Source organism: Micromonospora sp. WMMD956, from assembly GCF_029626125.1.
Classification (GTDB): Bacteria; Actinomycetota; Actinomycetes; order Mycobacteriales; family Micromonosporaceae; genus Micromonospora; species Micromonospora carbonacea.
In genome coordinates this window covers 1,924,171-1,950,878 of record NZ_JARUBI010000005.1, presented here as the reverse complement: position 1 = coordinate 1,950,878, position 26,708 = coordinate 1,924,171, and the positions used below count along the sequence as shown (strand labels likewise).

The window sequence follows — 26,708 nt, the reverse complement described above, 5'->3', positions numbered from 1 at the left end:
GCCGCCGGCCGACGCCCGGGTCGATCCGGCCTGGCCGCCGGCCGACGCCCGGGTCGATCCGGCCTGGCCGCCGGCCGACGCCCGGGTCGATCCGGCCTGGCCGCCGGGGGCCGAGGCGCAGGTCGACCCGGCCCGGTCAGCGTGCCGGAGTCAGCGCGTCGGCCGGGGCGGCCTGCTGCTCGCCGATCGCCGCCCGCTTGCGGGCCCGGTGCGCGGCCACGTGCGAGCGGGTGGCGCAGCGCTCCGAGCAGAACCGCCGGCAGCAGTTCGACGAGGTGTCCAGGTAGACGTTGCCGCAGCGCTCGTCGGCGCAGACCCCGAACCGGGCGCTGCCGTACTGGCAGAGCCACACCGACAGGCCCCACACCGCGCCGGCCAGGTATTCCGCGCTCACCGACGCGCCCCGGCTGGTGACGTGCATGTGCCAGTCGCTGGAGTCGTGGCCGGAGATGCGCGGCTGCACCGGATATGCCTCCAGCAGCGCGTTCAACTCGGCGACCGCCTCGATGTCGCGCCCCGAGGTGCCGTAGTCGAAGACGTCCCGCAGCCGCTTCTGCGCCCGCCGGAAGATCGCCAGGTCCCGGTCCGCGACCTCGTCGCGCATCCACGCGTTCTCGTCGGGGAAGAGGGCCCGCAGGTCGTCGAGGTCGTCCAGCCGGGCGTTGACGAGGTCAACCCCGGTCCGGGCGTACGCGTCGAAGTTCACACCCCAACGGTAGACGACTCATGTCAGCCGCGGCGTGTCGATGTAGTGCGGCAGGAACCGGGCGTAGTTGTCGGTGATCAGACTGGCGCTCTCCCGCAGGCCCGCACCCGCCGGCTGGCCGTCGACGATCCAACTGCCCAGCACCACGTGGTTGCCGTCGAAGCTCGGCAGCGCCCGGAACTCCTGGTAGCAGAAGCCCTCGTCGCCGTAGTCGCTGGGATTGCTGACCTCCCCGGCGGGCGTGACGATCCGTACCGACCCGCCCTCGCGGCCGAGCAGCGGCTTCGCCACGTACTCGGTCATCGACCGCGGCGAGTCGAGGTACGCGGGGAGGAGGTACTCGTGCCCGGGGTACAGCTCCCACAGCACGGCGAGCAGCGCCTTGTTGGACAGCAGCAGCTTCCAGGCCGGCTCGATCCAGGTCGTCGGCGTGCCCGGCTCCAGGGCCAGCGGCCCGTACGGCTCGGCGAGCATCCACTCCCAGGGGTAGAGCTTGAAGCAGGTGGTGACCGGGGCGTCGACGGCGTCGACGAAGCGCCGGCCGTCCCAGCCGATGTCCTGGATCGGCAGCAGCTCCGCCTTCAGCCCCGCCTGCCGGGCGGTCTCGGCGAGGTAGCCGGCCGTGATCTGGTCCTCGCCCGACTCCTCCTCGTTCGACCACACCACGTGCACCCGGTCGTCGTGCAGGCCCGCGCCGATGCGCGCCCACGCCGCGACGAGGCGCTCGTGCAGGCTGTTCCACTGGTCCGCCGTCGGGCGCGTGTCCTCCAGCCAGAACCACTGCACGATGCTCGCCTCGACCAGCGAGGTGGGGGTGTCCGCGTTGTACTCCAGCAGCTTCGGCGGCCAGCTCCCGTCGTAGCAGAGGTCGAAGCGGCCGTAGAGGCTCGGCGGTCCCTCGCGCAGGGAACGGGCCACCGCCTCGGCCGCCCACCCGGGGATGCCGAACTCGGCGTACCGGCCCCGGGCCACCACGTGCTCGGCGGCGGCGACGCACATCCGGTGCAGCTCGGCGGTCGCCTCCTCCAGCCGGAGCACCTCCTCCAGGCCGAAGACGTACGCGGCGGTCTCGTCCCAGTACGACACGATCCCGCCGTCGGGCAGCTCGGTGTCGACGTAGACGAGGCCCTGCGAGCGCACCGTGGCGTCCCAGTCGGCGCGCGGGGTGGCCGCCTCGCGCCGCACGTCAGCCGCCGCAGGAGGCGAGATGGGTGCCGAAGCCGCCGCGGTCCGGCACCGCCGCGGCGGCACCCGCCCGGGGATCGGCGCGCCCGGCGTCGGTGGCGGCGGTGCCGGTGGCGGGCACGTGCATCGCCAGCGCCACGGTCGTCCCGCCGCCGACCGGACCGAGGGCGCAGTCGTCGTCATCGTCGTCGCCGGAGGACATGTTGCAGCCGGACACGGTGAGCGCGAGGGCGGTCAGCGCGCCGATCTGCACGGTGGCCGACCGGAGCCGGCGTCGGGGGCGTTGTTCCACGGGATCGTTGTAGCTGATCCGCGCCACGTCACCCGCCCGGGGGCTGGGCCGGCGGGCAAGGAAGGGCCCCTTGTTAACGCATTCGGTAGAGAAGGGTTCCCTTCTCAACCGCCCCGGTTAATAAGGGGCCCTTCCTTCAGTCGCGGCGGGGGCCGCCGCCGGGCGGGGTGGTGCCCCCTGGCGTTACGCTCAGCTCATGCTCCGTTCCGTCATTCTTGCCGCCTCCCGGTCATCCCAGGTCGAGCGGCTCGTCGCGACGGCCCCGTTCACCCGGGACGTCGTCCGCCGGTTCGTCGCCGGCGCCGGCACCGACGACGCGTTGCGCGCGACCCGCGAACTCGTCGCCGAGGGCCTCGCGGTCACCCTCGACAACCTCGGCGAGGACACCGTCACCGCAGAACAGGCCACCGCCACCCGGGACGAATACCTGAAGCTGCTGAAGCTGCTGTCCGACGCCGGGCTCACCCCGGCCGCCGAGGTCAGCGTGAAGCTCTCCGCGCTCGGCCAGCGCTTCGACGAGCGGCTCGCCTACGACAACGCGCGGGCGATCTGCGCCGCGGCGGACGCGGCGGGCACCACGGTCACCCTGGACATGGAGGACCACACCACCACCGACTCGACGCTGGACACGCTGGCCCGGCTCCGCAAGGACTTCCCGGCGACGGGGGCGGTCCTCCAGGCGTACCTGCGGCGGACCGAGTCGGACTGCCGCGAGCTGGCGTACGCCGGGTCCCGGGTGCGGCTGTGCAAGGGCGCGTACCGGGAGCCGGAGTCGGTGGCTTACCAGGCGGCCCGTGAGGTGGACAAGTCGTACGTGCGGTGCCTCAACATCCTGATGTCCGGCGACGGGTTCCCGATGCTGGCCACCCACGACCCGCGCCTGATCGCCATCGGCGAGGACCGGGCGCGCTGGTTCGACCGGGGGCCGGACCGGTTCGAGTTCCAGATGCTCTACGGCATCCGGCCGGAGGAGCAGGCCCGGCTCGTCGGCGACGGCCACACCGTGCGCACCTACCTGCCGTACGGCACCGACTGGTACGGCTACCTCATGCGCCGCCTCGCCGAGCGCCCCGCGAACCTGGCCTTCTTCGGCCGGGCCCTGATGTCGAAGAAGTGACGGGCGCGGCGCGCAGGCGGCGCACCCGTTCGACCGGGCCCGGATGCTGAGCACCAGCGGGTAGCCGTCCGGGCCGGCGAACGTCACCCCCCAGCGGTCCCGTACGGGCCGGCGGAGACCCTCGTCCCGCCGGCCCGTTGCTGTCGGGTGCTGGGGCCGGCGGGGCGTTTCGACGGTTCCGTGCCGGGGATCCGGCGATTCCGCGTGGGCTTCGGGTCGAGCTTGTCGGTGGTTGGCTAATCGTGTTAGCTTTTTGGCTATGACAACTAGCTGCGTCGAGCGGGACGGTGGGCGGATCGCCTACGAGGTGCACGGGGAGGGCCCCCTGGTGGTCCTCGCACACGGCATGGGGGAGAACCGGGCGTCCTACCGCCACCTGGTTCCGCTGCTGGTCGACGCCGGCTACCGGGTGGCGTCGGTCGACGTACGCGGGCACGGCCGGTCCAGCGTCGGCTGGCCGACGTACGCCCCGGCCGAGGTCGGCGGCGACCTGCTCGCCGTCGTCCGCGCCCTCGGCGGCGGCCCCGCCACGCTGGTCGGCAACTCCTCCAGCGCCGCCGCCGTGGTCTTCGCCGCCGCCGACGCCCCCGACCTCGTCGGCGCGATCGTCCAGGTGGGCGCGTTCGTCGCCGAGCGGAAGCTGAACCCGGTCCTGCGGCTGGCCGTGGCGGCGGTGCTGCGCAGCCCCCGGCTGTTCGGCATGTTCCACCGCAGCCTCTTCCCCGGCGGCCGGCCGGCGGACTACGCCGCGTACCGCAGGGCGATGGTGGCCAACCTGCGCGAACCCGGCCGGATGGCGGCGATGCGCGGGGTGGCGGCCCCGGCCGAGCCGCACTGGACCACCCGCGCCCCCGAGGTGCGCCAGCCGGTCCTCGTGCTGATGGGCGCCAAGGACCCCGACTTCTCCGACCCCGGCGCCGAGGCCCGCGCCGCCCGGCGGCTCTTCGCCACCGCCGAGGCCCGCATGATCGACGACTCGGGCCACTACCCGCACGCCGACCGGCCGGCCGAGACCGCCGCCCAGCTCGTCGCCTTCCTGACGGTCACCGCCCGTGCCTAGGGCCGGGCTCAACCAGCAGGTCGTCGTGCGCGAGGCGGCCCGGCTCGCCGACGAGGTCGGCCTCGACCGGCTCACCCTCGCCGCCCTGGCCAACCGGCTCGGCGTCGCCCTGCCCAGCCTCTACAAGCACGTCAGGGGCGCCGACGAGCTGAACCAGAAGCTCGCCGCGCTGGCCACCGCCGAGCTGGCCGACGCGCTCACCGCGGCCGCCGCCGGCCGCGCGGGCGGAGACGCCCTGCGCGCCGTCGCCGCCGCCTACCGCGACTACGCCCGCCGGCACCCCGGGCGCTACCCCGCCGCCCAACGGTCACCCGACGCCGGCGACCCCGACCACGTCGCGGCCAGCGACCGGGCCGTCGGCGCGATCTACGCCATCCTCCGGGGATACGGCCTCGACGGCGACGACGCCGTCGACGCCACCCGGACGCTCCGCAGCGCCCTGCACGGCTTCCTCGCCCTGGAGTCCGCCGGCGGCTTCGGCCTGCCGCGCGACGTCGACCGCTCGTACGACCGGCTCGTCGCCGGGCTGGACGTGGCGTTCCGCTCCTGGCCCCGGGAGGGCTGACCCGTGTGCCTCGACCGGGCCCTGCCGGCGCTCACCGCACCGCGGGACTGAGCGCCCGCCCCGCGCCCCTGCCCCCGGCCGGCCCGCCCGGCGGCGGCCGGGCGGCCCGTGGCGCGTTCGCCCGATCCGCCCCGGAGGTCGTACCCTTCGCCGGGTGACCGACGGCTTGGACGGCATGCACCGGTGGGACCAACCACGACGGCGTCGGCCCTGGCCGCTGTGGGCCGCACTCGGCGTGGTGCTGGTGCTGCTCACCTGCGGCCTGCCGACCGTGCTGCTGGCCGGCGTGCTGCACGAGGCCGCGGACCGGCCGACGATCGGCCGCCTCGCGCCCACCGTGCCCGCCGACCCTGCGGTCGAGGCTGCCCGGCAGCTCGGCGAGCGGATCTCCGACCAGCTCGACCGGCAGGCGGCCGCCCTGCTCAACGGCGATCGGGCCGGCTTCCTCGCCGTCGCCGAGCCCGCCGCCCACCCCGCCCTGACCCGCCGTTACGCCGCCCTGCGCGCCCTGCGGGTCACCGTGTGGCGGCCCGAGCAGACCGGGCTGCCGACCACCGTGGCCGGGCGGCCCGGCGAGTGGCGGATCGTGGTCCGCTTCCAGTACTGCTTCGTGGTGCCCGGCTGCCGGCCCAGCCCCGTGCTCGTCGGCACCCGGTGGCGGGACACCGGCGGGCAGGTCCGACTGGTCGCCATGGAGGAGTCCCGGTCCGCCGAGACCGGCACCCGGCCGTGGGAGGTGAGCGACCTGGTCGTGGCGGTGGGCCCGCGCACGGTCGTGGCCACCACCCCGGCGCTGCGCGGGAAGCTCCCCGGCCTGCTCCGCCAGGCCGAGGCCGCGGCGCGGACCGCCGACGCGTACGCGGTCGCCGGCCCACCGCCCGACCGGTACCGGGTCTTCTACGCCGGCAGGGCGGAGTGGCTGAGCTGGTACGGCGGCGGCCGCCCGGCGTGGACCGGCGGATACGCCGTCACCGTCGGCGGCGGCCACCACGAGGTGGTCCTCAACGCCGACGGGCTCACCGCCACCGGCGCCGACGACCTGCTCCGGCACGAGCTGACGCACGCCGCCTCCCTGCCCGAGCGCGGATACCCGGGCCGGGAGACGTGGTGGCTGGTGGAGGGGCTCGCCGAGTACGCGGGCGTCGGCGGAGCACCCGTCGGCCGGTACGAAGGGCTCGCCGAGGTGCGCGAACTGCTGGCGCCGGGCGGCGGCTGGACCGGCCGGCTCGACGACCTCACCCCGGCCGAGGACGCCCCCGCCCGGCGCGTCGGTGGCAGCTACGGTGTCGGCTACCTGGCCGTACGGCACCTCGTCGACCGGTTCGGCGAGCAGCGGGTGCTCGCCTTCTTCAAGGCGGTGGTGCACGACCGGCGGACCGCGGAGGAGGCGTCGGGGGAGGCGTTCGGCGAGCCGTGGGCGGGCCTGCACGACGAGTGTGTCGCGTACACCCGGACGGCGGTCGGCTGAACGCCCTGCCGGCCCCTCCCCGTCGGGGTGAGGCGGAGAATGCCTCACCCCGACAGGAGCAGCGTCAGAACGCCCGGCGCTCGGTCAGGAAGTCGCCGATGGTGTTCCAGGCCAACCCTAGGGACACCTTCGGCCCCACCGACGGGTTGCCGGGCGTGCTGGTGTTGGGCCAGACCCACAACTCGTCGCCGATCTGGGCGAGTACGTCCGGTCGGCCGTCACCGTCGTAGTCGACGACCCGCTTGTCGGTCGCGGTGGCGAAGCCGGCCGCCACCTCCTTGCTGGTGCCGCGGCTCGGCGTGCCGCCGGCGGGAGTGGTGTTCGGCACCCACCAGAACTTGTCGCCGCTGATCGAGAAGCCGACGATGTCCTCCCGTCCGTCGCCGTCGAAGTCCGCCGTCGTGGTCGTGGGCAGCGTGTCCCAGGCGGTGCCGAGGGCCACGAGTGAACCGACGGACGGGTTGCCGACCGTGCTGGTGTTGAGCCAGACGTACATGACGTTGTTGCTGCCCCGGCCCAGGATGTCCGGCTTACCGTCCGAGTTGTAGTCGGCGATCATCTGCTTGGTGATGCCGCCCCATCCCGAGGACACCTTCTTGCTCGTCCCGCGCTGCGGCATCCCGCCGACGGGAGTGGTGTTCGGGACCCACCACAGTTCGTCGTTGTTGCTGGAGTAGCCGACGATGTCGGTTCTCCCGTCGCCGTCGAAGTCGGCGGGCGCGATCCGGGGGAGACTGTCCCAGTTCACGCCGAGCTTGTCGGCGGCCACCACGATCGGAGCGCCGACGCTGCTGGCGTTCGACCACGTCCACAGCTCGTCGTCGACCCGCCCGACGACGTCTGACTTTCCGTCCCCGTCGTAGTCGGTGACGAACGGGTCGGTGATGTCCGACCATCCAGCGGAGATCCGCTTGCTGCCGCCCCGCGACGGGGACTGGCCGGCCACTGTCGTGTTCGGCGTCCACCAGAGCTCTGTGTGGGAGGTGGAGAAGCCGAGGATGTCCGAGCGGCCGTCGCCGTCGAAGTCCTCCACAGGGAGGTTTCTGGCCCGGGGAAATGTCAGCATCCGCGACCAGGTCTGCGCATTGGCCAACTCCCCGGCGAACCAGCCTCCGTAACTGCTGGCCCCCGTCTTGTGGCTGCCCATCCGGAACCCGCCGCCTGCGCTCCAGGTCGAAGAGTGGGCCCCGTGGGCACTCCGCACCCCGTTGAGCATGATCCACATGGTGCCGACGGACTTCTGGTAGGTGACCGTGACGTGCGTCCACACACCCAGCCGGGCGGTGTTGGATGCCGAGATCGCGACATCCCACACCGGAGCCGCGACGTCGGTACGTGGCATGGCGAAGCGCCAGGACTTGTCGGTGGCTTCCGTGTAGAGCCTGAACCCTGCGGTGCTGGTCCCGTCCTGGGACAGGATGGTGCCGCCGAGAGCGGTGGGCTTGACCCACACGGAGAGGGAGAAGTCGGCGTTCGTGTTCACCGCCGGTGTGGGTGTGGGTGTGGTGAGGGTTCCGCTGGTGCCGTTGAACACCGTGTCGGGGTCGAACATGTCGCCCGTGTTCCAGGTCACGCCGGCGTTGCCGGTGGCATGCAGGGTGCCGGCGGTGTCGCGGGCGGTGCCCACCGAGCCGCCGTCGGCGTCGTTGAGCTGCCAGCTGTGGTCGGAGGTGATGAGGCTCTGCGTGGGCTGGGCGGCGAGGGTGCCCGTGCCCGGGACGCCAGTGGTGAGGTCGGTGACCTTCCAGAGCGTGATGCTGCCGCCGGTGCCGGTGGTCCACAGGTCGGGGGTGCCGTTGTTGTCGGCGTCTGCCGCGCGGAGGGTCAGGTTCGCGCCGGTGTTCCAGGAAGCGGACAGGGCGTACGGCTGGTAGGTCAACTGCCCCGTGTCGGGGTCGACGGTCAGGTCGGTCCACAGGTGCAGGGCGCCGGTGGTGCGGTGCCAGAGAAACATGGCGGTGCCGGCGGTGAGCTGGGCTGTGGCGAGAGTCCAGTTGTTCCAGTCGGTGCCGCCGGTGGGCGTCAGGGCGGTGGTGTGGAAGGCGCCGAGGTAGCCGTTGGGCGCGCCAAGATTGGGGTGGTAGGTGAGGTGGTAGCCGTTGGTGGGGTCGCCGCTGGTGCCGATGAGATCGGGGTACGGGGAGTCGAGGCGGCGGCTGTCGCCGGCGTTGGCCAGTTGGATGGGCTGGTTGCCGTCGGGGTCGAGGAGTTGGTCGGGGCCGATGCTGTACTGGTTGCCGCTGAGTTGGGCCTGGATGACGGAGCCGTCGCCGTTGGCGCGTAGGACGCCCGCGCTTCCGGCTCCGGCGCCGGTGGGGTGGTAGGTGAGGACGTCCTGAAGGCCGGTGCCGGTGAAGCGGCCCGTCAGGGCCTGGGCGCCGTCGAAGTCGGCGGGCGAGTTGTCGCCGGTGACACCGTTGCCGCGGGCACCGATGTCGGTGCCGGTGACGGCCGTGCCTTCGGCGTCGCCATTGCCGAGCCACAACCCCGATGGCAGGCCGTTGGCGGCACCGACGGTGAGCAGGTCGGCGACGCCGTCGCCGGTGAGGTCGGCGTCGGCGGCGGTCGCAGCCGGATTGGCGTTGAACGTGACGCTGGCCGACTCGCCGACGTTGCCGCCGGCGGACACGCTCGTGACGGTCAGGGTGTTGACGAACCGGGTGGGCGCGACCGCGATGGTGGCGTTGCCGCTGCCGTCGGCCGGAACGTCGACCGGAGCGCCGGCGTTGAGCTGGTAGGCGTATCCGCCAGGGGCCGTGCCTGTCGTGGGTGGGGCGACCGTGAAGGTGGTCAGTTGGCCGATGGTGCTCTCGACCGGTGCCGTCACCTCTGGCGGCCCCGCGCGGGTGGGATCGAAGGTGAACCGGCAGCTGGCCGACCAGTTGCTCGGGGTGCGGAAGTCGGTCACCTGGACCTTCCAGGAAAAGCCGGTGACCGCGCCGGCGGCTGCGGTGCGCAGGGTCGCCACCGGCACGACCAGCACCGCCGTGCTGCCGGAGGAGTAGGTCAGCAGGTTCGGGTCGGAGGACGCGACGGCCGTCTGCGCCGAGTCGGTGGTCTTCCAGAGCTTGAAGCTGACGCCGACGGTGCCGCCGTTGCGGTCGGAGACCGGCGCGTAGAGCGAGACTGAGCCGTCTACGAGTTCGGCCGCAACCGGCTGCCCGGCTGGAGCTCCGGGAAGCCGGAGACGAAGTCGGTCGACACCCTTCCGGTCTACTCCCCGCACCCGGGCGACCCCTGCCACGACCCGGCCGGCTTCTCCTCCTCGGTCTGCACGATGGCGTACCGGTGGAACCTCGACCACGTCACCGACGTCCACGGCAACGCGATGGCCTACTACTACGACCAGGCCACCAACCGCTACGGCCGCAACATGGGGGCCACCGACGTCAGCTACGTGCGGGACAGCCACCTCGCCCGGATCGACTACGGCTTCCGCGACGGCGGGGCGTACGGCACGGCGCCGAACCGGGTCGTGTTCGCCACCGGCGACCGGTGCCTCGCCGGCACCTGCCAGCCGCTGAACTCGGCCAACAAGGCGAACTGGCCGGACGTGCCCTTCGACCTGGTCTGCAACGCGGGCACCGACTGCCCGGCGTGGAGCCCGTCGTTCTTCTCCACCGTCCGGCTGACCTCGATCGAGACCCAGCAGTACGACACCGCCACCTCGACGTACCAGAAGGTCGACTCGTACGCCCTGGCGCACACCATGCCGGCGACCGGTGACGGCACCTCCCCGACGCTCTGGCTGTCCTCGATCACCCGCACCGGGCACGACACCGCCTCCGGCGGATCCACCGCGCCCGTCGCGCTGCCGTCGGTGTCGTTCAGCGGCATCAAGCTGGCCAACCGCGTCGACGTCACCGGCGGCCTGCCGAGCTTCTACCGGCAGCGGATCTCGGCGATCACCACCGAGACCGGCTCGGTCGTCTCGCCCAGCTACGAGCTGCCCCTGCCGTGCACCGCCCCGGTCACCACCGCCCCCGCCTCGAACACCAGGTCCTGCTACCCGATCCACTGGACCCCCGAGGGTTACACCGACCAGATCCGGGACTGGTTCCACCGCTACGCCGTCACCCGGGTCACCGCCACCGACCCCACCGGTGGCGCACCCGCCACCTCCACCGGCTACGAGTACGTCGGCGGCGCCGCGTGGCACTACGACGACAACGAGGTGGTCAAGGCCAAGTACCGCACGTACGGCCAGTTCCGCGGTTACGGCAAGGTCAGGGTGCGCGGCGGCGACGGGGTCAACGACCGCCGGACGTTGTCCGAGACGACCTACCACCGCGGCATGAGCCGCAACAACAACACCACCGTCGTCAACCTCACCGACTCCGCCGGCGGCGTCCACGAGGACGTCGACCAGCTCGCCGGCCGGGAGCTGGAGACCACCAGCCACCTCGGCGACGGCGGCCCCGTCGACAGCTCGACGGTCACCTCCTACTGGGTGTCGGAGGCGACCGCGACCCGTAGCCGCACCGGGCTGTCCCCGCTGACCGCGACGTTCGCCGCGCCCGCGCGGGTCTGGCGGCGGCAGGCGGTCACCACCGGCGGCGCGACGACCTGGCGGTACAGCGCGACCGACAACTCCTACGACGCCTCGACCAGCTCGGCCACCTTCGGGCTGCTGAAGCACGCCTACGACCACACGACGCCGGCGAGCGCCGCCTACGACCGGTGCACCACCACGTCGTACGCGGCACCGAACGCCGACCTTAACCTCGTCGGGCTGACCAGCGAGACCGAGACCGTGGCGGTGGCCTGCGGCGGCTACGCCCAGGGCCCGTCGGCGTCGTCGCCGGGCAGCGTGAACACGCTGACCGCCCCCACGACGGTCAGCCGGCCGGCGCAGGTCGTCTCGCACGTCCGGACGTACTACGACGACCCTGCCTTCGCCACGACGTTCCCGCAGGCCGCCGCGCCCACCAGGGGCACCGTCACCATGGTCCGCAAGGCGTCCGGCTGGGCCTCCGGCGCATACACCTACCAGACGACCGACCGCGCGGAGTTCGACGCGTACGGCCGGGCCACCGGCACCTGGGACGGCAACGGCCACAAGAGCACGGTCGGCTACACGGACAACGCCGTCGGGCTCACCACCGGCCTGACCGTGACGAACGCGGAGGGCCACGCCACCACCAGCGTCGTCACGCCGATGCGGAACCTGACCACCAGCAGCACCGACGCGAACAACGTGGTGACCCGCACGCAGTACGACGCGCTGGGCCGCCGCACGTCCGTCTGGCTCGCCTCCCGGGCCACCAGCAGCTCGGCCCACCTCAAACACACCTACACGGTGTCGAAGACCGGCCCGTCGGCGACCACCACCCAGACGCTGAACAACAGCGGTGGCTACCAGAAGACGACCACCATCTACGACGCCCTGCACCGGGTGCGGCAGACCCAGGCGGACACCCCGCAGGGCGGGCGCATGGTCACCGACACGTTCTACGACAGCCGGGGCTGGGTGCGGGCCACGTACAACGGCTGGTGGGATGCCGCGAGCACGCCCGACACCACCCCCGTGTACGCCGACAACCTGCTGAAGAAGGCGCTGAACCAGACCTTCAACACGTACGACGGACTGGGCCGGGTGATCCTGGCCGAGGCGGCCCGTGACGGCGTGGTCAGGTCGGCGACCAGGACCGTGCACAACGGGGACCGGACGACGGTCGTCCCGCCGACGGGCGGCACCACCACCACGGTGGTGACGGACCCGATGGGCCGGACGCAGCAGCAACTCCAGTACACCTCGGCACCGGCCCTGACCAGCCCGGCCGACCCGTTCACCGGGAGCTACCAGCTCACCGGCGGCACCACCGTCGCCACCGGCTACGGCTACGACGCGGGCGGCAACCAGTCCACCCTGACCGATCCGGCCGGCAACGTCTGGACCCGCCAGCACAACCTGCTCGGGCAGGTCGTGAGCCGGGACGACCCGGACGCCGGCACCAGCACGACGCGCTACGACGGCGTCGGGAACATCGTCGAGACGACCGATTCCCGGGGCAGGACGACGTCCTTCACGTACGACAAGATCGATCGCAGGACGGGCAGCCATGCCGCCGCCCTCACCGCCCAGGCGGCCGGCAACCGGCTCGCCGCCTGGGTGTACGACAACGACAACGCCGCCGAGCCGACGATGACCAACCCCGTCGGCAAGCTGACCACGAAGATCGCCTTCCGCGGCGGCGCCGAGTACCGGACCCAGTGGACCGGCTTCAACGCCTACGGCTCCTCGACCGGCGAGAAGATCGTCATCCCGGCCGTGGAGGGGCTGCTCGGCAACACCTACGGCTACACCCACAGCTACCACAGCTCGACGGGCAAGCCGCTCGGCGACACCTACCAGGCCCGGGGCGGCCTGCCCGCCGAGACGGTCGTCCGCGGCTACAGCGGCGTCCTCGACGTGCCCAGCACCCTCGGCGGCCTGGCCAGCTACGCCAGCTCCACCGAGTACGACGCGTGGGGCCGGGTCACCCGGGGCGTCCAGGGGCCGTCCACGAGCGCGGCGTCGCTCGTCAACACCTACGACGACCACAACGGCCGGCTGCTCCAGCAGAAGGTCACCAGGACCACGACGACGACCAGCGACGTCGGCCGGCAGGACTACGCGTACGACCTGTTCGGGAACATCGTCAGGACCGTCGACACCCGCCACCTGCCGGGCGCGGCCGCCGAGACCGAGTGCTTCCGGTACGACGCGCTGCGGCGGCTCACGAAGGCGTGGACCGCGACCGACGACTGCGCCGCGACACCGACGACCGGCAACCGCGCGACGGTCGGCAGCGGCATCGGCGCGACCAGCGCCTACTGGACCGAGTGGGAGATCGACCCGCTCGGCAACCGCACCAAGGAGACCCGGTACTCGCCGACCGGCGGAGCCGACACCGTCACCACCTACGCCTACGACGGCAACGGTGGCGGGCAGCCGCACACGCTGACGGGCACGACCACCACCGGCGGGCTCACCGGCAGCACGTCGTACGCGTACGACAGCGCGGGGAGCATGACCACCCGCCAGGCCGGGCAGGGCACCCAGACCCTCACCTGGGACGACGCGGGCGAACTGACCTCGGTGACCGGCGGCACGGACGGGGACAGCTCGTTCCTGTACGACGCCGACGGCAACCTGCTCATCCAGCGGGACCCGGGCTCCACCACGCTCTACCTGGCCGGCGAGCAGATCACCCTGAACACCGGCACCCAGGCGCTGAGCGGCATCCGGTACCACGCCCTGCCCAGCGGCGCGGTGGCCTACCGGACGGGCAGCGGCACCGCGTACGGCTTCGTCCTGCCCGACCACCAGGGCACGCCCAGCCTGTACCTCAACAACACCGCCCAGGTGCCGACCTGGCGGCAGTACACCCCGTACGGCGCGCCGCGCGGCGCGACGGTGACCGCCCCCGACAACCGGGGGTTCCTCAACCAGCCGCTGAACCCGAACACGGGACTGACGCAGGTCGGCGCCCGCAACTACGACCCGACGATCGGCCGGTTCGTCTCGCTCGACCCGTTGCAGGACCCGGCCGACCCGCAGCAGTGGAACGGCTACGCGTACGCCAACAACACGCCGGTCACCTCCAGCGATCCGTCGGGGTTGATCCCGGACGACTGCCGGTACTTCGACTGCTACGGCTACGACCCGAACAAGGGCTGCCCGCACGGCTGCGGCTCGACGGACAACGTGACGTGGGGCGAGGAGAACGACAAGGGAAGCTCCAAGCCCCACAAGGACAACCACCCGAGGGACCTCGGCTACGGCATCCAGGTGCCGGAGAGCGTGCCGTTCGAGGATTTCATGCGCCGCTGGCGCGAACAGCGCGCGAACTGGTTCGCCACGCGGGGCGAGGGCGCCGACAGGGCCGGAATGCGCGACGACACCGCCGTGCTCGCCATGAACATCTGCAGCGAGATGGGCAGACCGGGCGGGTGCAAGGAGTGGATCGAGGAACTCTGGGAGATCCACTACCAGTGGGGCGCGGACAACCTCCCCATGGAGGAGGGCGGCCTCCCCAAGCCCCCCGCGGGTACGAGCATCGGCAAGGGGAAGGGGGGCAGGGGCACCGGCTCCCGTAGCGCCGGTTGCATGAGTTTCAGCGGCGACACCCGGGTCCTCATGGCCGACGGGAGCACCAAGAAGCTCGAAGAGGTGCAAGTCGGCGACGAGGTGATGGCGGCCGACCCGGAGACCGCCGAGCAGGGTCCCCGCACCGTCACCAACGTCTGGGTGCACGAGGACGACCTCGTCGATCTCCGGATCGGGGACGCCTTCGTCACCACCACGGAGGACCACCCGTTCTGGAACCACACCGACCGCGAGTGGCAGCGCGCCGACGAGATCGATCGGGGCGACTGGGCGCTGGGTAGTGATGGTATAGCGCCTTCGATAGGTGGGCTGGAGTGGTCGTCGGTGACGGCCGCGTCCGCCTACAACCTCACCGTCGACGGCATCCACACGTACTATGTCCTCGCCGGCGACACTCCGGTGCTGGTCCACAACGACAACGGTCCGATCGATCTGAACGGGAAGAGCTACACCGTATGGCAGCGTGGCCCGTACCGCATCGACATTGAAGCCCGAAACGGAACAAAGCAGATGCACTTCCAGGTGCAGATCAAGGGTGTGGGCTCCGGGGATGCGCCGAAGTACCAGTTTGATCCGGAAACTGGAAAGTTCACTGGAATGCCGAAGTCGCTGGAGCGGGATCTTGCAAAGAACTATCCGGACTATCGAAAAGGTCTCAGTAGGGGTGCGGACGTTTTCGGTCGGGTGATCGGTACTTGCGGGTGAGGTGTGGTTCAGCGGTGAGGGGGAGTTTGTCGTGGCCTGGATTAGTGTCGGCGCGGGTGGGATTGCGGGGCCTGGAGTCCTTGAAGTCACACGGAAAGATCTAATTCCCGAGCTGCAGGCGGTGGTTAGTCGTGGGTGGGCTGCCGTCGATGATGCCATTCTCTTGGTGGCCTGGTATGAGGGATACTTCGGTGATCGGTCACGGTTTCCGGATGTAATGGATTACGAGGCTGCTGTCAACGGTCGTGGGATCCCTGATATTGATCTGATTGAGGTGGGTGAGGCGCGTGTATCGCGATTGTTGAGGCGGGGGTTGGCATTTGCCTGGGCTGCTCTCCATGAGCAGCGCAATCAGCTTCCAGAGGTAGAGGTTGCTGCATATGTATCCGCTGCTCCCACCCTGGTTGATCCCGACCACTTCACGGGGAATGTGACCTTCTGTGCTGAGCGTCCGGGCTGGCCGCCATATATCGATCCCGTGCATTCGGTCGACGAGATCGTTGTCTCGATCTCGACTGGGGATTGCAAGAACCCCCTGCCGCCGGGATGACTGGGAGGCGTGGACCGCGCGGCCAACCGGAGTTGGAGCCTCCGATGCGCCCAGGCTGCCCTTGCTGCGTTGACTGTCGTCTGTCGCTCCTCAGATGCGGCAAGAACTGAGACCGGGAATGGCGTGGTTTGTGGGCACGGCCGAGGAGCATCTTCGGTCGTGCCCCCAGCTGCGGTGGTAGCGCTGGTGCTTGACGTCCATGATCGACCGCTGTCCGGGCTCGACGGGGCACCTGCGACACTGAAGCGCTCCCAGTGCGGAGCCCCGGTCCGCGTCCGGAAGCGGCCCGGGGCGCCCGCCCGGTGGCTCCGGTGGCGCCGCCGGAGCCACCGGGTGCCTTGATCGACTCCATGTCGGCGACATGGCGGGGTCGGGAGGCCCCGGACACCGCCATGTCGCCGACATGACGCCGGCCCAACCGGACGCCGGCCTGGCCGGACCCGGCAGGCCCCGGCCCCCCGGGCGGGGCGAAACGGCAGGCCACCGTCGGGGGAAACTCGTCCCCGGCGTGATCAACATGCGCGAAGGGATCGCGCCGGTCACAGCCGTCCCGCTACCGTACTGGTAACACGCGCGTAGCCCGTCCTGGCGGGAGGATCCCGTCCGGCGGCACGCGCCGGGGCATGGGATGGGGCGGTGGGCCATGACCGGTTCGCAGTCCGACGGCAGGCTGTCGGAGGTCAGGTTCCTCACCGTCGCCGAGGTGGCGACGGTGATGCGGGTGTCGAAGATGACGGTCTACCGGCTGGTGCACAGCGGTGAGCTGACCGCCGTGCGGGTCGGCCGGTCGTTCCGGGTGCCCGAGCACGCGGTGCACGAGTATCTCCGGGGCGCGTTCCAGGAGACCGCCTGATCCGTCTGCCGCACCTGGGCTGCCCGTCCGCCGACGTCGCGGCCCGGCACCCCGCGCGAGGCGTCCGGCGTGCCGCACTGGGTGCCCGCCGTGCCGCGCAGGGCACCCCGCTTGCGCAGAGGGCAGTGTCGCAAAGGGCACCGAGTGCGACGTAACGGGCATCGACGGGGGCGCGTTGGTCCTGCTGAGGCTCTCCCGCTACCCTGGACCGGACCGTGACCGCACACCGGTGCGCCCGCCGCACGCCAGCAGGTCCGGCCCGTTGTCCGCAAGCGGCCCTCGACGCCCGCGTGGTGTCATCCGGTCCGCCCCGCACGTTGCATCGAAAGGCTGTCGTCGTATGGGCTCGGTGGTCAAGAAGCGCCGCAAGCGCATGGCTAAGAAGAAGCACCGCAAGCTGCTGCGCAAGACCCGCGTCCAGCGTCGCCGTCTCGGCAAGTGACCGGGGCCGGGCCCACCGTGGCCCGGCACCCCGTGTCGCTTGCCAACAGTCGACCCTCGGAGGCTCAGGTGATCAGGCCGCGGTTGCCCCGGCTCGATCCCACCTGCCGGGGTAGGTGCACGACGTGACCCCCGGTGGCACCCCAGGTGCCCCGGGGGTGGTCGTCGTCACCGGGGTCAACCGCTATCTCGGCGCGCACGTGGCCGCCCGCCTCGCCGCCGACTCCCGCATCGAGCGGGTGATCGGCGTCGACCCGAGCGCCCCCAACCCCGAGCTGTCCGGCCTGCTCGACCGGGTCGAGCACATCCGGCTCGACCTCGGCTCGCTCGGCGGGCTCCTCGCCGACCTCGACATCGACGCCGTGGTGCACCTCGCCCTCGTCACGTCCCCCGACCCCCAGCAGGGCGGCCGGTCGGCGATGAAGGAACAGAACGTCATCGGCACCATGCAGCTGCTCGCCGCCTGCCAGCGGGCACCCCGGCTGCGCAAGCTCGTGGTCCGCTCGTCGACCGCCGCGTACGGGGCGTCGTTCCGGGACCCGGCCGTCTTCACCGAGGAGACCGAGCCGCGCGAGGTGCCGCGCGGCGGTTTCGGCCGCGACATCCTCGACATCGAGGGGTACGTTCGTGGCTTCCGTCGCCGCCGGTCGGACGTCACCGCCACGGTGCTGCGCTTCGCGCCGTTCATCGGTTCCACGGCCGACACCACGCTGACCAGGTATTTCTCCCAGCCGTTCGTCCCCACCGTCTTCGGGCGCGACCCCCGGTTGCAGTTCGTGCACTTCGACGACGCGCTGGAGGTGCTGCACCGGTCGGTCGCCGAGGAGCACCCGGGCACGTTCAACGTGGCCGGTCCGGGCGTGCTCTCGCTGTCCCAGGCGATCAGGCGGGCCGGGCGGGTGGGGGTGCCGGTGTTCGAACCGGGCCTGTCCGGGGCCGTCGCGCTGGCCCGCAGCCTCGGCTTCGGCCGGTACGGCCTGGACCAGGTCGATCTCTTCGTGCACGGTCGGGTCGTGGACACCTCCGCCCTGGAACGCGAGTACGGCTTCGCGCCCCGCTCGACCGCCGCCGCGTTCGACGACTTCATCCGCGCCCACCAGGGCGGCGTGGTGGTCACCCGGGAACAGTTGGCCGCCGCCGAGCGGGCCGTCCTCGACGGCATCCGCCAGGTGCGCGCGGCCGTGCGGGAGCGGTCGTGACGCCGCCGGACGAGGAGCGCGGGCGCGCCGGGGCCAACGGCCGGTACGACGTACCGCTGGTGGTGGCCCGCCCGGACGGGGAGCCGGCGCGGCGCAACGGCCACCATCCGCCCCCGGGCCCCGCCGCCGACCCCGCCCGTGGCGCGGCTGACCCGCGACCGACCCGGCGGGAGCAGCCGGCGGAGCGGAAGCCGGCGGAACCGGCGGCGGTGCGCAAGCCGGGGGAGCAGGAGCCGGCGGCGGGCGCCCCACGGGACGCGGCGGTGCCGGACCAGCCGGGCGACGTGTGGGACCGGCGGGTCGCCTCGGGGCTGGCGTTCCTGCGTCGGCGGCTCTCCGGCGACTACCAGGTGGACGAGTTCGGGTTCGACCCGGAGCTGACCGAGTCCGTCTTCCACCCGATGCTGCGGCTGCTCTACCGGGACTGGTTCCGCACCGAGGTCACCGGGCTGGAGCACGTGCCGGCGGACGGCGCCGGCCTGGTGGTCGGCAACCACTCCGGCACGGTGGCGCTGGACGCGCTGATCCTCTCCGCCGCCCTGCACGACCAGCACCCGGCCCACCGTTACCTGCGGCTGCTCGGAGCCGACCTGGTGTTTCGGATGCCGGTGGTGTCCGAGCTCGCCCGCAAGACCGGCGGCACGGTCGCCTGCAACCCGGACGCCGAGCGGCTCCTCCGCTCCGGCGAGGTCGTCGGCGTCTTCCCGGAGGGGTTCAAGGGCGTCGGGAAGCTCTACGCCGACCGGTACAAGCTGCAACGCTTCGGCCGGGGCGGGTTCGTCTCGGCGGCGCTGCGCACCGGCACCCCGATCGTGCCGGTGGCGATCGTCGGGGGCGAGGAGATCTATCCGATGCTCGCCGACATCAAGCCCCTCGCCCGGCTGCTCAAGCTGCCCTACTTCCCGGTCACGCCGACGTTCCCGTGGTTGGGTCCGCTGGGGATGGTGCCGCTGCCCAGCAAGTGGCTCATCGAGTTCTGCCCGCCGATCCCGACCGCGCACCTGACCGACTCGGCCGACGACCCGCTGGTCGTGTTCAACCTCGCCGACCAGGTGCGGGAGACCATCCAGCAGACCCTGCACAGCCTGCTGGAACGCCGCCCGGACCCGTTCGGCCCCTGACCCGCCCGGGCCCCGGGCCGCGTCCCACCGGACGCGGGGCGGCGGGTCGTCAGCGGACGCGGCGGCGTTTCTGTAGCGCCATGCCGGCGCCGACCGCGCCCGCGAGCAGCCCGGCCGCCGCCGTCGACGGCACCGCGATCTTCACGGCCCGCCGGCCGGTGCGGAAGTCTCGCACCTCCCAGCCCCGCTGCCGGGCCTGCCGCAGCAGGGCGCCGTCCGGGTTGACGGCCACCGCCCGGCCCACGGCCGACAGCATCGGCAGGTCGTTGGCGGAGTCGCTGTAGGCGGAGCAGCGCGACAGGTCCAGCCCCTCGACGGCGGCGAGCTGGGTCACCGCCTCGGCCTTGGCCGGCCCGTGCATCAGGTCGCCCACCAACCGCCCCGTGTACGCCCCGTCGACCACCTCGGCGACCGTGCCGATCGCCCCGGTCAGCCCCAGCCGGGCGGCGATCACCCGGCCGATCTCGACCGGCGCGGCGCTGACCAGCCATACCCGCTCCCCGGCGTCCAGGTGGCGTTGCGCCAGCCGTCGGGTGCCGGCCCAGATCCGGGGGGCCATCAGCTCGTCGAAGATCTCCTCGGCGAGCCGCTCCACGTCGTCGACCCGCCAACCCTCGATGAAGGCGAGGGCCGCGTCCTTGGCCTGCGACATGTCCCCGGCGTGCTCGGTGGCGAGCACCCGGAAGCGCAGCTGCTGCCAGGCGAACCGGGCCAGGTCCCCGGTGGTGAAGTAGTTGCGGGCGGCGAGCCCGCGGGCGAACCAGTAGATCGACGCGCCCTGCATCATCGTGTTGTCCACGTCGAAGAAGGCCGCGGCGGCCGGGTCGGGGGCCACCGGGGTGGCGGGCGCGGCCTCGGTCTCCGCCCAACCGGCGGTGTGCCCGTGCCGGTCGGTGCTGACCGTCATCCTGCCGTTGCGGGCCACCCGACCTCCCTCGCTCGACGACCCCGACGAGTGCCTCCCCGCGAGCGTAGCCGGGGCGGCGCGACCGCCCACCCGCTGCGGCGAGAACTGTGGCGCGCGCTGCTCGGGGTAAGGAAGGGCACCTTGTTAACGCATAACGGTGTAGAGGGGCCCCTTCCTTACCGCAGGCAACGCGAGGAGCGCAGCGGGAGCAGGAAGCAGGGAAGCAGGAGAACAGCGAAGCGGGAGAGCGGGCGATCAGCGGTCGCCGGGGCAGGTCGTCGGTGTCGGGCCGAGCGCGTCGCTGCCGGCGGGCACGGGCAGCTCGCACTCGATGGCCGCGCGCAGCGCGTCGGAGCGCTTGCGGATCGCGTCGAGCAGGGCGATCGACCGGCGGACCCGGTCCCGCTCCGTGCGGCTGGCCCCGTCGAGCAGGTCGCCGACCGCGCGGCGCTGCCCCGTGACGAAGGCGTTCACCGACTCCAGACCGGCCGGGTCGGAGCGCTGTGCCGCCGTGGTGGTGAGCAGGCGTACGCCCTGACGGGTGTCCGAGTCCATGTCGTCGAGGACGGCGTCGAACCCGAGCCGGTCCCCGCGCAGCGCGGCGGCCTCGCCGAGCCGGGTGCGGGCGAAGTCGAGGAAGAGCTGGCCGCGGCTGAGGTCCGAACTGGCCAGGGCGAGCTGGGCGCGTTCCGTGGAGCGCTTCATTCCGTAGAGGGCGTCGCCGGGCACGGCGTTCTCGCTGGCGGCGGAGATGCCGGAGACGGCGATCGCCCCGGCGGTCACCCCGATGAGGATGGCGCCCCGGGCCCGGGCCCGGCGGGCGGTGACGGCCGGCAGCAACGGGCCACGTGGGCCGCCGCCGAGGGTGGCGCGCTGGGCCGCCGCGCCGCGCTGACCGAGCACGCCCCGCCGGACGGCCGGCGCGCTCTCCGGGGCGGTGGCCCCGATGCCCTCCCGCTCGGCGGCGGCGACGAGCATCGCCCGCAGGCCGGTGCGGAAGTCGGGGTTCACGGGCGGAGGGTCGGCGTGGAGTTGCCGGCCGACCGCGACGAGCGCGGCGAGATGATCGTCGGCCCGGGACCGGACGTGGTGACGTCGGCCGCCGTTGGCTTCGTCGAGAAGCTGCGCGAAGCGCTCGGCGCGCCGGCGGGAGAAGAGGTTACTGATCACCGCAGGCACCTCCTCTCGCTGGTCACGGCCGGTCGGCCGCTGTCGGCACCAGCGACCGGCGGCAGCATGCACCCAGGACGAAGCTCGTGCCGGGCTGCGCTTTCCGGACCGTCGGGCCCGGGGATGCCGGAAACCACCGGTCGCACCGGGAGAAACGCTCCGCCCCGGGCACGGGTTACGGGGCCGGCGGGAGCGAAATCACGAAGAGTGATGGGCGTCACGCCGTCCGCTGGCGGGTGCTCCCGTCCGCGCGGCGCGCCCCGGCCGGCGTACGGCGTGCACCGCCGTCGGGGGCCGGGTGCCGCGCGGACGCCGCCGGCCGGGCGGCCCGGCCCCGCGCGGGGCGGCCCACCGGGCGGCCCGGCCGGGGCGGGCGGAACGGGACGGGTCGGCGCGGCCGACGGCGGCGGTCAGGGCTGGAAGCCGTCCGGCAGCAGCCGGGCCAGCGCGCGGACCGCGCGGTACTGCAACGCCTTGATCGCGCCCTCGTTCTTGCCCATCGCCCGGGCCGTCTCCGCCACCGAGAAGCCCTGGAGGAACCGCAGCACGATGCACTCCTGCTGCTCCGGGTTGAGCTGCTTGACGGCGGTGAGCAGGGCGACGTTGGTGATGTGCTCGACGACCGCCGCCTCCGGGCTGCCCTCCGGGCCGCGGTCCTCCCGGTCGGCGTCCAGCACGTCGCCGGTGGTGACCTCCAGCCGGTACCGGCCGGACTTGAAGTGGTCGGCCACCAGGTTGCGGGCGATGGTGACCAGCCAGGCGCCGAGGTCCCGGCCCTGCCAGGTGAAGCTGCCGATGCGCTTGAGGGCGCGCAGGAACGTGTCGGAGGTGAGGTCCTCGGCGAGCTGCCGGTTGCCGACGCGGAAGTAGACGAAGCGGAAGACGGTGTCGACGTACCGGTCGTAGATCAGCCCGAACGCCTCGGCCTCGCCGGCCTGGGCGCGCTCGACCAGCTTCCAGACCTCGGTGGCCGGGTCGGACGGGTCGGGGCGGCTCGGGAAGCCCGTCGGCGTGCCGCCGCCCGGGGGCCCGGGCGGCGGTGGGGGCGGGTTGGCCGGCACCGCCGGCAGCACCGCCGTCTCGCCGGCCGCCGGATCGGCCGTCGGCGGGGTGTCGCCACTGCGTCGGCCCTGCGCCGGCATCGTCGGCCGCGCGGGCGACGCCACCCGGCCGCCGTTGCCTCCCGGCGTCGCCGGCCGGGGCACCGCCTCGTTGTGATGGGACCGGTTGCGTAACCGTCTGGAGGCCCCGTCGCCGCGTACGGCGAGGCTGGACCCGTCGTCCACGGGGTTCCGGCCGATGCCCAACCGTTCGTTGAGGACGGCGCGGGCCGCCGCGGCCAGCCCGACCGGTCGCTGCGCGTAGCCGAAACTGGTCACCGTGCCTCCCCGGTCCGGGTCGCCGCAGGCCGCGGGGCCGCCCCGGCGCGGGCGCGGCCGGGGCCGTCGGGCAGGGCTCGTCCGGGACGTGCCGACGGGCGGCAGATCCCCTTGAGGTACGGGTCCAATGCGCTCACAGGCACGGGGGCCTCCTCGGGCTGAGGGGTGTCGACTCACGGCAAATGGGGTGAGTCGACCCGAGTGATAATAGGGCCAACGTCACCCGCGCGTGGCAAGTCCGTTACACAGAGCAGAAGTATTTGCTCGCCCGTCCGATCTGCGGCGGACCCGTTGTCCGTCGGGGGAGGTTGACTTTCGCGCGGCGGCTGGTTAGGGATATGCCCAGCTCAGCGCCCGATCGACCCGTTCGGCGCGGGGCCGGGACGACGGCTGCGCCGGCTGCCCGTGCGGGGCGGCGGCGGTGCTTCCGCGCGTCAGGTCGGGCCCGTCCGCACACGGTGCGTTGCCGAGTCGCCGGTACCGGGTGTGTCGCACCGACGGGCCGGGGGAGACTGTCCGGGCGCGGGCCGCCGGAGGGCGGCCCCGGCCGACACCCGCACGGAGGTTTCCCGATGTCCAGTGACGCCCGGCTCACCCTGATCACCCGCCCCGGCTGCCACCTCTGCGAGGACGCGAAGGCGGCGCTCGGCCGGGTGGTCGCGGTCACCGGCGACCGGTGGATCGAGAAGGACGTGACCACCGACGTCGAGCTGGAGCGGGAGTACGGCGACCGGCTGCCCGTGGTGCTGCTCGACGGCAAGGAGCACGGGTACTGGCGGGTGGAGGAGGAGCGGCTGCTGCGGGACCTGACCACCCCACAGCTCTGACCGCACACCACCCCACAGCTCTGGCCGCGACGCCGCAGCTCTGGCCGCCTCCCGCGCACCGACGCGACCCGGAGCTCCCCACGCGGCCGCCCGCCGCCTATCGTGCTCGGATGACCCCTGCGCGCCCCCACCTCGTCTGGGACTGGAACGGCACCCTGCTCAACGACCTCGACCTGGTGGTGACGGCCACCAACGCGGCGTTCGCCAGCGTGGGCGGGCCGGCCGTCACGGCGGACGAGCACCGGGTGCGGTTCCGCCGCCCGATCGCCGACTACTACGCCGGGGTGCTCGGCCGGGCGGTCGACGACGAGGCGTTCGGTGAGCTGGACCGGATCTTCCACGACGCGTACCGCAGCGGGTTGACCACCTGCGCGCTGGCCGACGACGCGGCGGCGGCGATGGCGGCCTGGCCGGGCAGCCAGTCCCTGCTGTCCATGTGGTTCCACGACGAGCTGGTGCCCGCCGTGCACTCCTACGGGCTGACGGGGCGGTTCGCCCGGGTCGACGGGCTGCGCGCCACCGTCGGCGGCGACCGCAAGGCCGGGTCGCTGGCCGAGCACCTGTCCGGGCTGGGATTGGACGGCCGGGCGGTGGTGCTGATCGGGGACTCGGTCGACGACGCCGACGCGGCCGAGTCGGTGGGCGGCCGGGCGGTGCTCTACACGGGGGGCTTCACCGACGCGGCCCGGCTGCGGGACTCCGGTCACCCGGTGGCCGACACCCTCACCGAGGCCGTCGCGCTGGCCGCCACCCTGCGCTGAACCCCGGCCACCGGCGCGCCGGGGCCCGCCCTGCGTCGCCCCGGCGGCGGCGCGGTCAGCCGCGCAGGTAGGCGAGGACGGCCAGGACGCGCCGGTGCTGGGCGGTGTCCGGGGGCAGGCCGAGCTTGGTGAAGATGTTGCGGACGTGCTTCTCCACCGCGCCGTCGGTGACCACGAGGGCCTTCGCGATGGCGGTGTTGGAGTGCCCCTCGGCCATCAGGGCCAGCACCTCGCGCTCGCGCGGGGTCAGCTCCCGCAGCGGGTCGTCGCGCCGCCGGCGGACCAGCAGCTGGCCGACCACCTCCGGGTCGAGCACGGTGCCGCCGGCGGCGACCCGGGCCAGCGAGTCCAGGAACTCGTCGATGTCGGCCACCCGGTCCTTGAGCAGGTAGCCCACCCCGCCGCCGGCCCCGCCGGTGGTGGCCAGCAGGTCGTCGGCGTACGACACCTCGACGTACTGGGACAGCACCAGGACCGGGGTGCGGGGGACGAGGCGGCGGGCCTCGACCGCGGCGCGCAGCCCCTCGTCGGTGTGCGACGGCGGCATCCGCACGTCGACGATCGACACGTCGGGCCGGTGGGCGACGACCGCCCCGACCAGGGCGTCCCCGTCGCCGACGGCGGCCACCACCTCGTGCCCACGTTCGGTCAGCAGCCGGACCAGCCCCTCCCGGAGCAGCACGGCGTCGTCGGCGATCACCACCCGCATGGTGCTGGTGTCTACCACGTCGTGACCCTCGGCGGGGCCGCCGGGAGCGCCTGCGGCGCTGTCGGGGGTGTCGCCGGCGGCCGCCGGGGCGGCCGTCGTCACAGCGGGAGGTCCGCGCGCACCTCGGTCGGCCCGCCGGCCGGGCTGACGACGTCGAGCCGGCCGCCCGCCGCGCGCACCCGGTCGGCGATCCCCGCCAGGCCGTGCCCCTTGGCCAGGTGCGCGCCGCCGTGGCCGTCGTCGGCGACGGCGACCACCAGCCGGTCGTCGTGCCGGGTGACCTCGACCCGGCACTCCGTCGCCCCGCTGTGCTTGGCCACGTTGGTCAGCGTCTCGGCGACCACGAAGTAGGCGGTGCTCTCCACGGCCGGGTCGGGCCGCCCGTCCGGGGCGTCCAGCCGGGGGTCGAGCCGCAGTTCGATCGGGATCAGGCCGCGCCCGGCGAGGGCCGCCAGGGCGCTGGGCAGCCCTCTGTCGACCAGGATCGGCGGGGCGATGCCCCGGGACAGGGAGCGCAGCTCGGCGAGGGTGTCCCGGGTCTGGGCGACGGCCTCGTCGAGGGTCCGGCCGGCGGCCTCCGGGTCGTCGGCGAGCTGGTGCCGGGCCCGGCTGAGATCCATGGCGAGCCGGACGAGGCGCTGCTGGGGGCCGTCGTGGATGTCGCGCTCCAGCCGCCGCAGCGCGGTGGCCTCGGCGGAGGCGGCCGCCCGCCGCCGCTCCTCCAGCACGGTGATCCGGCTGCGCATCTCGGCCACCCCGGTGAGCAGGGCGCGGGCGAAGCCGGCCTTCAGGCGGGCGCACCCGCGTACCACGAGTGGCAGGGTGACCAGGAAGAACAGCCCGGCGGCGGTGTTGATCGCGATCCGGGCGGCGGCCGAGTCGCCCAGGCCGAGCAACTCGCTGAGGGGCTGGTCGTCGGGCGGGTGCGGCAGCGCCCAGTCGTAGACCGAGTAGAGCGTGCCGACGACCGCGGCGGCCCACCAGGTGACGGTCACCACGAACGTGACGAGGGCCACGACCAGGTTGAGGATGCCGTGGGCCAGGTCGAGCCAGGACTGCACGTCCCCGATGGGGGCGAGGATCCGCCGCCAGGCGCTGGCCCCCGGCTCGGCCCGGCGGTACTCGGGCCGCACCCGGTCCTGCCCGAGCACGGCGGTCAGCCGCAGCCGCTCCAGGTCGGCGAAGCCCCGGGCGGCGTAGAGGGTGGCGGCGAGGACGGGCAGGCCGATCACGGTCACCGCCAGTCCCACGCCCAGGGCCAGCCCCGCCACCAGGACCACGAAGCCGGCCACGGCGAGGGGGAAGCCGAGCAGCACGTAGCCGGAGTCGCGCAGGAGCTGGCGGGGGAGGCGGGGCGGGAGGGCGGCCGGCTCGGCCGTGGCGGCGGTGGTCATGGTTCGAGGCTAGGGACGCGGCCCCGCCCCCGGAATCCCGTCGGCCGTCCTCTTGCTGGTGGTGCCAGCCCTACCGTCGGCCGGCGACCCCGCCGGGCGGGACCGGGCGGCGACGGGCGCGGCGCTCGCGCGATTGGTGACGGAAGTCGGGAATGAGCAATAATCGGCGCGGGCCACGCGAGGCGCCGGATCGATCTTGGGGGGTGG

21 protein-coding genes and 1 pseudogene are annotated in these 26,708 nt (G+C 73.0%); 13 read left to right on the top strand and 9 right to left on the bottom strand.

Going from position 1 to position 26,708, the window contains the following annotated elements:
* Positions 1 to 136 precede the first annotated feature (136 nt).
* From O7628_RS08980 to O7628_RS08970, 3 genes are read right to left on the bottom strand one after another with little or no spacing between them, the layout of a single operon-like run.
* A complete protein-coding gene (locus O7628_RS08980; protein WP_278129534.1) occupies positions 137 to 706 on the bottom strand; it encodes a CGNR zinc finger domain-containing protein in 570 nt (189 codons plus the stop codon).
* 18 nt (positions 707 to 724) lie between these two features.
* Entirely contained in the window at positions 725 to 1,891 is a 1,167-nt protein-coding gene (locus tag O7628_RS08975; RefSeq protein WP_074472422.1) for a glutathionylspermidine synthase family protein, read from the bottom strand.
* Position 1,892: 1 nt separating this feature from the next.
* Entirely contained in the window at positions 1,893 to 2,183 is a 291-nt protein-coding gene (locus O7628_RS08970; RefSeq protein ID WP_278129531.1) for a hypothetical protein, read from the bottom strand.
* A gap of 196 nt (positions 2,184 to 2,379) precedes the next feature.
* Here O7628_RS08970 and O7628_RS08965 point away from each other — a divergent pair, with 196 nt between their 5' ends.
* The 4 genes from O7628_RS08965 (at position 2,380) to O7628_RS08950 (ending at position 6,393) form a co-directional block, all read left to right on the top strand.
* Positions 2,380 to 3,300 carry a proline dehydrogenase family protein gene (locus O7628_RS08965; RefSeq protein ID WP_278129530.1) on the top strand — a complete coding sequence of 307 codons (921 nt, stop codon included), beginning with the start codon at positions 2,380 to 2,382 and terminating at the stop codon, positions 3,298 to 3,300.
* Between the two features lie 259 nt (positions 3,301 to 3,559).
* On the top strand, positions 3,560 to 4,360 hold the full coding sequence (locus O7628_RS08960) for an alpha/beta hydrolase (RefSeq protein ID WP_278129528.1): 801 nt from the start codon (positions 3,560 to 3,562) through the stop codon (positions 4,358 to 4,360).
* Positions 4,353 to 4,925 (top strand): TetR/AcrR family transcriptional regulator, encoded by a 573-nt coding sequence (locus O7628_RS08955; RefSeq protein ID WP_278129527.1) that lies wholly within the window; start codon positions 4,353 to 4,355, stop codon positions 4,923 to 4,925. The genes O7628_RS08960 and O7628_RS08955 overlap by 8 nt, the downstream gene beginning before the upstream one ends.
* A gap of 154 nt (positions 4,926 to 5,079) precedes the next feature.
* The gene (locus tag O7628_RS08950) at positions 5,080 to 6,393 is read left to right on the top strand and encodes a hypothetical protein (RefSeq protein ID WP_278129526.1); all 1,314 of its coding nucleotides are present in this window, start codon (positions 5,080 to 5,082) and stop codon (positions 6,391 to 6,393) included.
* A 64-nt stretch (positions 6,394 to 6,457) separates the two neighbouring features.
* Here the strand turns inward: O7628_RS08950 and O7628_RS08945 are convergent, their stop codons facing one another.
* A complete protein-coding gene (locus tag O7628_RS08945) occupies positions 6,458 to 9,637 on the bottom strand; it encodes an FG-GAP-like repeat-containing protein (RefSeq protein WP_278129525.1) in 3,180 nt (1,059 codons plus the stop codon).
* A 33-nt stretch (positions 9,638 to 9,670) separates the two neighbouring features.
* Between O7628_RS08945 and O7628_RS08940 the strand changes: the two genes are divergently transcribed.
* From O7628_RS08940 to O7628_RS08915, 7 genes and pseudogenes are all read left to right on the top strand, one after another.
* The gene (locus tag O7628_RS08940; RefSeq protein WP_278129524.1) at positions 9,671 to 15,190 is read left to right on the top strand and encodes an RHS repeat-associated core domain-containing protein; all 5,520 of its coding nucleotides are present in this window, start codon (positions 9,671 to 9,673) and stop codon (positions 15,188 to 15,190) included.
* Positions 15,191 to 15,221: 31 nt separating this feature from the next.
* On the top strand, positions 15,222 to 15,740 hold the full coding sequence (locus O7628_RS08935) for a hypothetical protein (RefSeq protein ID WP_278129520.1): 519 nt from the start codon (positions 15,222 to 15,224) through the stop codon (positions 15,738 to 15,740).
* Between the two features lie 198 nt (positions 15,741 to 15,938).
* A pseudogene (locus O7628_RS32665) lies at positions 15,939 to 16,074 on the top strand (ABC transporter ATP-binding protein); the annotation flags it as partial.
* A gap of 309 nt (positions 16,075 to 16,383) precedes the next feature.
* The gene (locus tag O7628_RS08930; RefSeq protein ID WP_007073166.1) at positions 16,384 to 16,593 is read left to right on the top strand and encodes a helix-turn-helix domain-containing protein; all 210 of its coding nucleotides are present in this window, start codon (positions 16,384 to 16,386) and stop codon (positions 16,591 to 16,593) included.
* A gap of 340 nt (positions 16,594 to 16,933) precedes the next feature.
* Positions 16,934 to 17,035, top strand: a complete 102-nt coding sequence (locus O7628_RS08925; protein ID WP_007465623.1) for an AURKAIP1/COX24 domain-containing protein — start codon at positions 16,934 to 16,936, stop codon at positions 17,033 to 17,035.
* Between the two features lie 124 nt (positions 17,036 to 17,159).
* Positions 17,160 to 18,233 (top strand): NAD-dependent epimerase/dehydratase family protein, encoded by a 1,074-nt coding sequence (locus tag O7628_RS08920; protein WP_278129517.1) that lies wholly within the window; start codon positions 17,160 to 17,162, stop codon positions 18,231 to 18,233.
* A 263-nt stretch (positions 18,234 to 18,496) separates the two neighbouring features.
* A complete protein-coding gene (locus tag O7628_RS08915; protein WP_178067853.1) occupies positions 18,497 to 19,354 on the top strand; it encodes a lysophospholipid acyltransferase family protein in 858 nt (285 codons plus the stop codon).
* Between the two features lie 49 nt (positions 19,355 to 19,403).
* On the opposite strand, the gene O7628_RS08910 is transcribed toward O7628_RS08915, so the two are convergent.
* The 3 genes from O7628_RS08910 to O7628_RS08900 form a co-directional block, all read right to left on the bottom strand.
* Complete coding sequence (locus O7628_RS08910; RefSeq protein WP_256095297.1) at positions 19,404 to 20,261, bottom strand: HAD-IB family hydrolase; 858 nt, start codon at positions 20,259 to 20,261, stop codon at positions 19,404 to 19,406.
* A 255-nt stretch (positions 20,262 to 20,516) separates the two neighbouring features.
* Positions 20,517 to 21,431: a DUF5667 domain-containing protein gene (locus O7628_RS08905; protein WP_278129515.1), complete on the bottom strand. Its 915-nt coding sequence runs from the start codon at positions 21,429 to 21,431 to the stop codon at positions 20,517 to 20,519.
* Positions 21,432 to 21,841: 410 nt separating this feature from the next.
* Entirely contained in the window at positions 21,842 to 22,810 is a 969-nt protein-coding gene (locus O7628_RS08900) for an ECF subfamily RNA polymerase sigma factor, BldN family (RefSeq protein ID WP_178066508.1), read from the bottom strand.
* Between the two features lie 572 nt (positions 22,811 to 23,382).
* Here O7628_RS08900 and O7628_RS08895 point away from each other — a divergent pair.
* Entirely contained in the window at positions 23,383 to 23,637 is a 255-nt protein-coding gene (locus tag O7628_RS08895; protein WP_043965311.1) for a glutaredoxin family protein, read from the top strand.
* 110 nt (positions 23,638 to 23,747) lie between these two features.
* Complete coding sequence (locus O7628_RS08890; RefSeq protein WP_278129510.1) at positions 23,748 to 24,398, top strand: HAD hydrolase-like protein; 651 nt, start codon at positions 23,748 to 23,750, stop codon at positions 24,396 to 24,398.
* Positions 24,399 to 24,453: 55 nt separating this feature from the next.
* Here O7628_RS08890 and O7628_RS08885 read toward each other — a convergent pair whose 3' ends face one another.
* Both O7628_RS08885 and O7628_RS08880 read right to left on the bottom strand, forming a co-directional pair.
* Positions 24,454 to 25,107 (bottom strand): response regulator transcription factor, encoded by a 654-nt coding sequence (locus O7628_RS08885; RefSeq protein WP_074472827.1) that lies wholly within the window; start codon positions 25,105 to 25,107, stop codon positions 24,454 to 24,456.
* A 98-nt stretch (positions 25,108 to 25,205) separates the two neighbouring features.
* Positions 25,206 to 26,501: a sensor histidine kinase gene (locus O7628_RS08880; RefSeq protein ID WP_278129508.1), complete on the bottom strand. Its 1,296-nt coding sequence runs from the start codon at positions 26,499 to 26,501 to the stop codon at positions 25,206 to 25,208.
* Between the last annotated feature and the right edge of the window lie 207 nt (positions 26,502 to 26,708).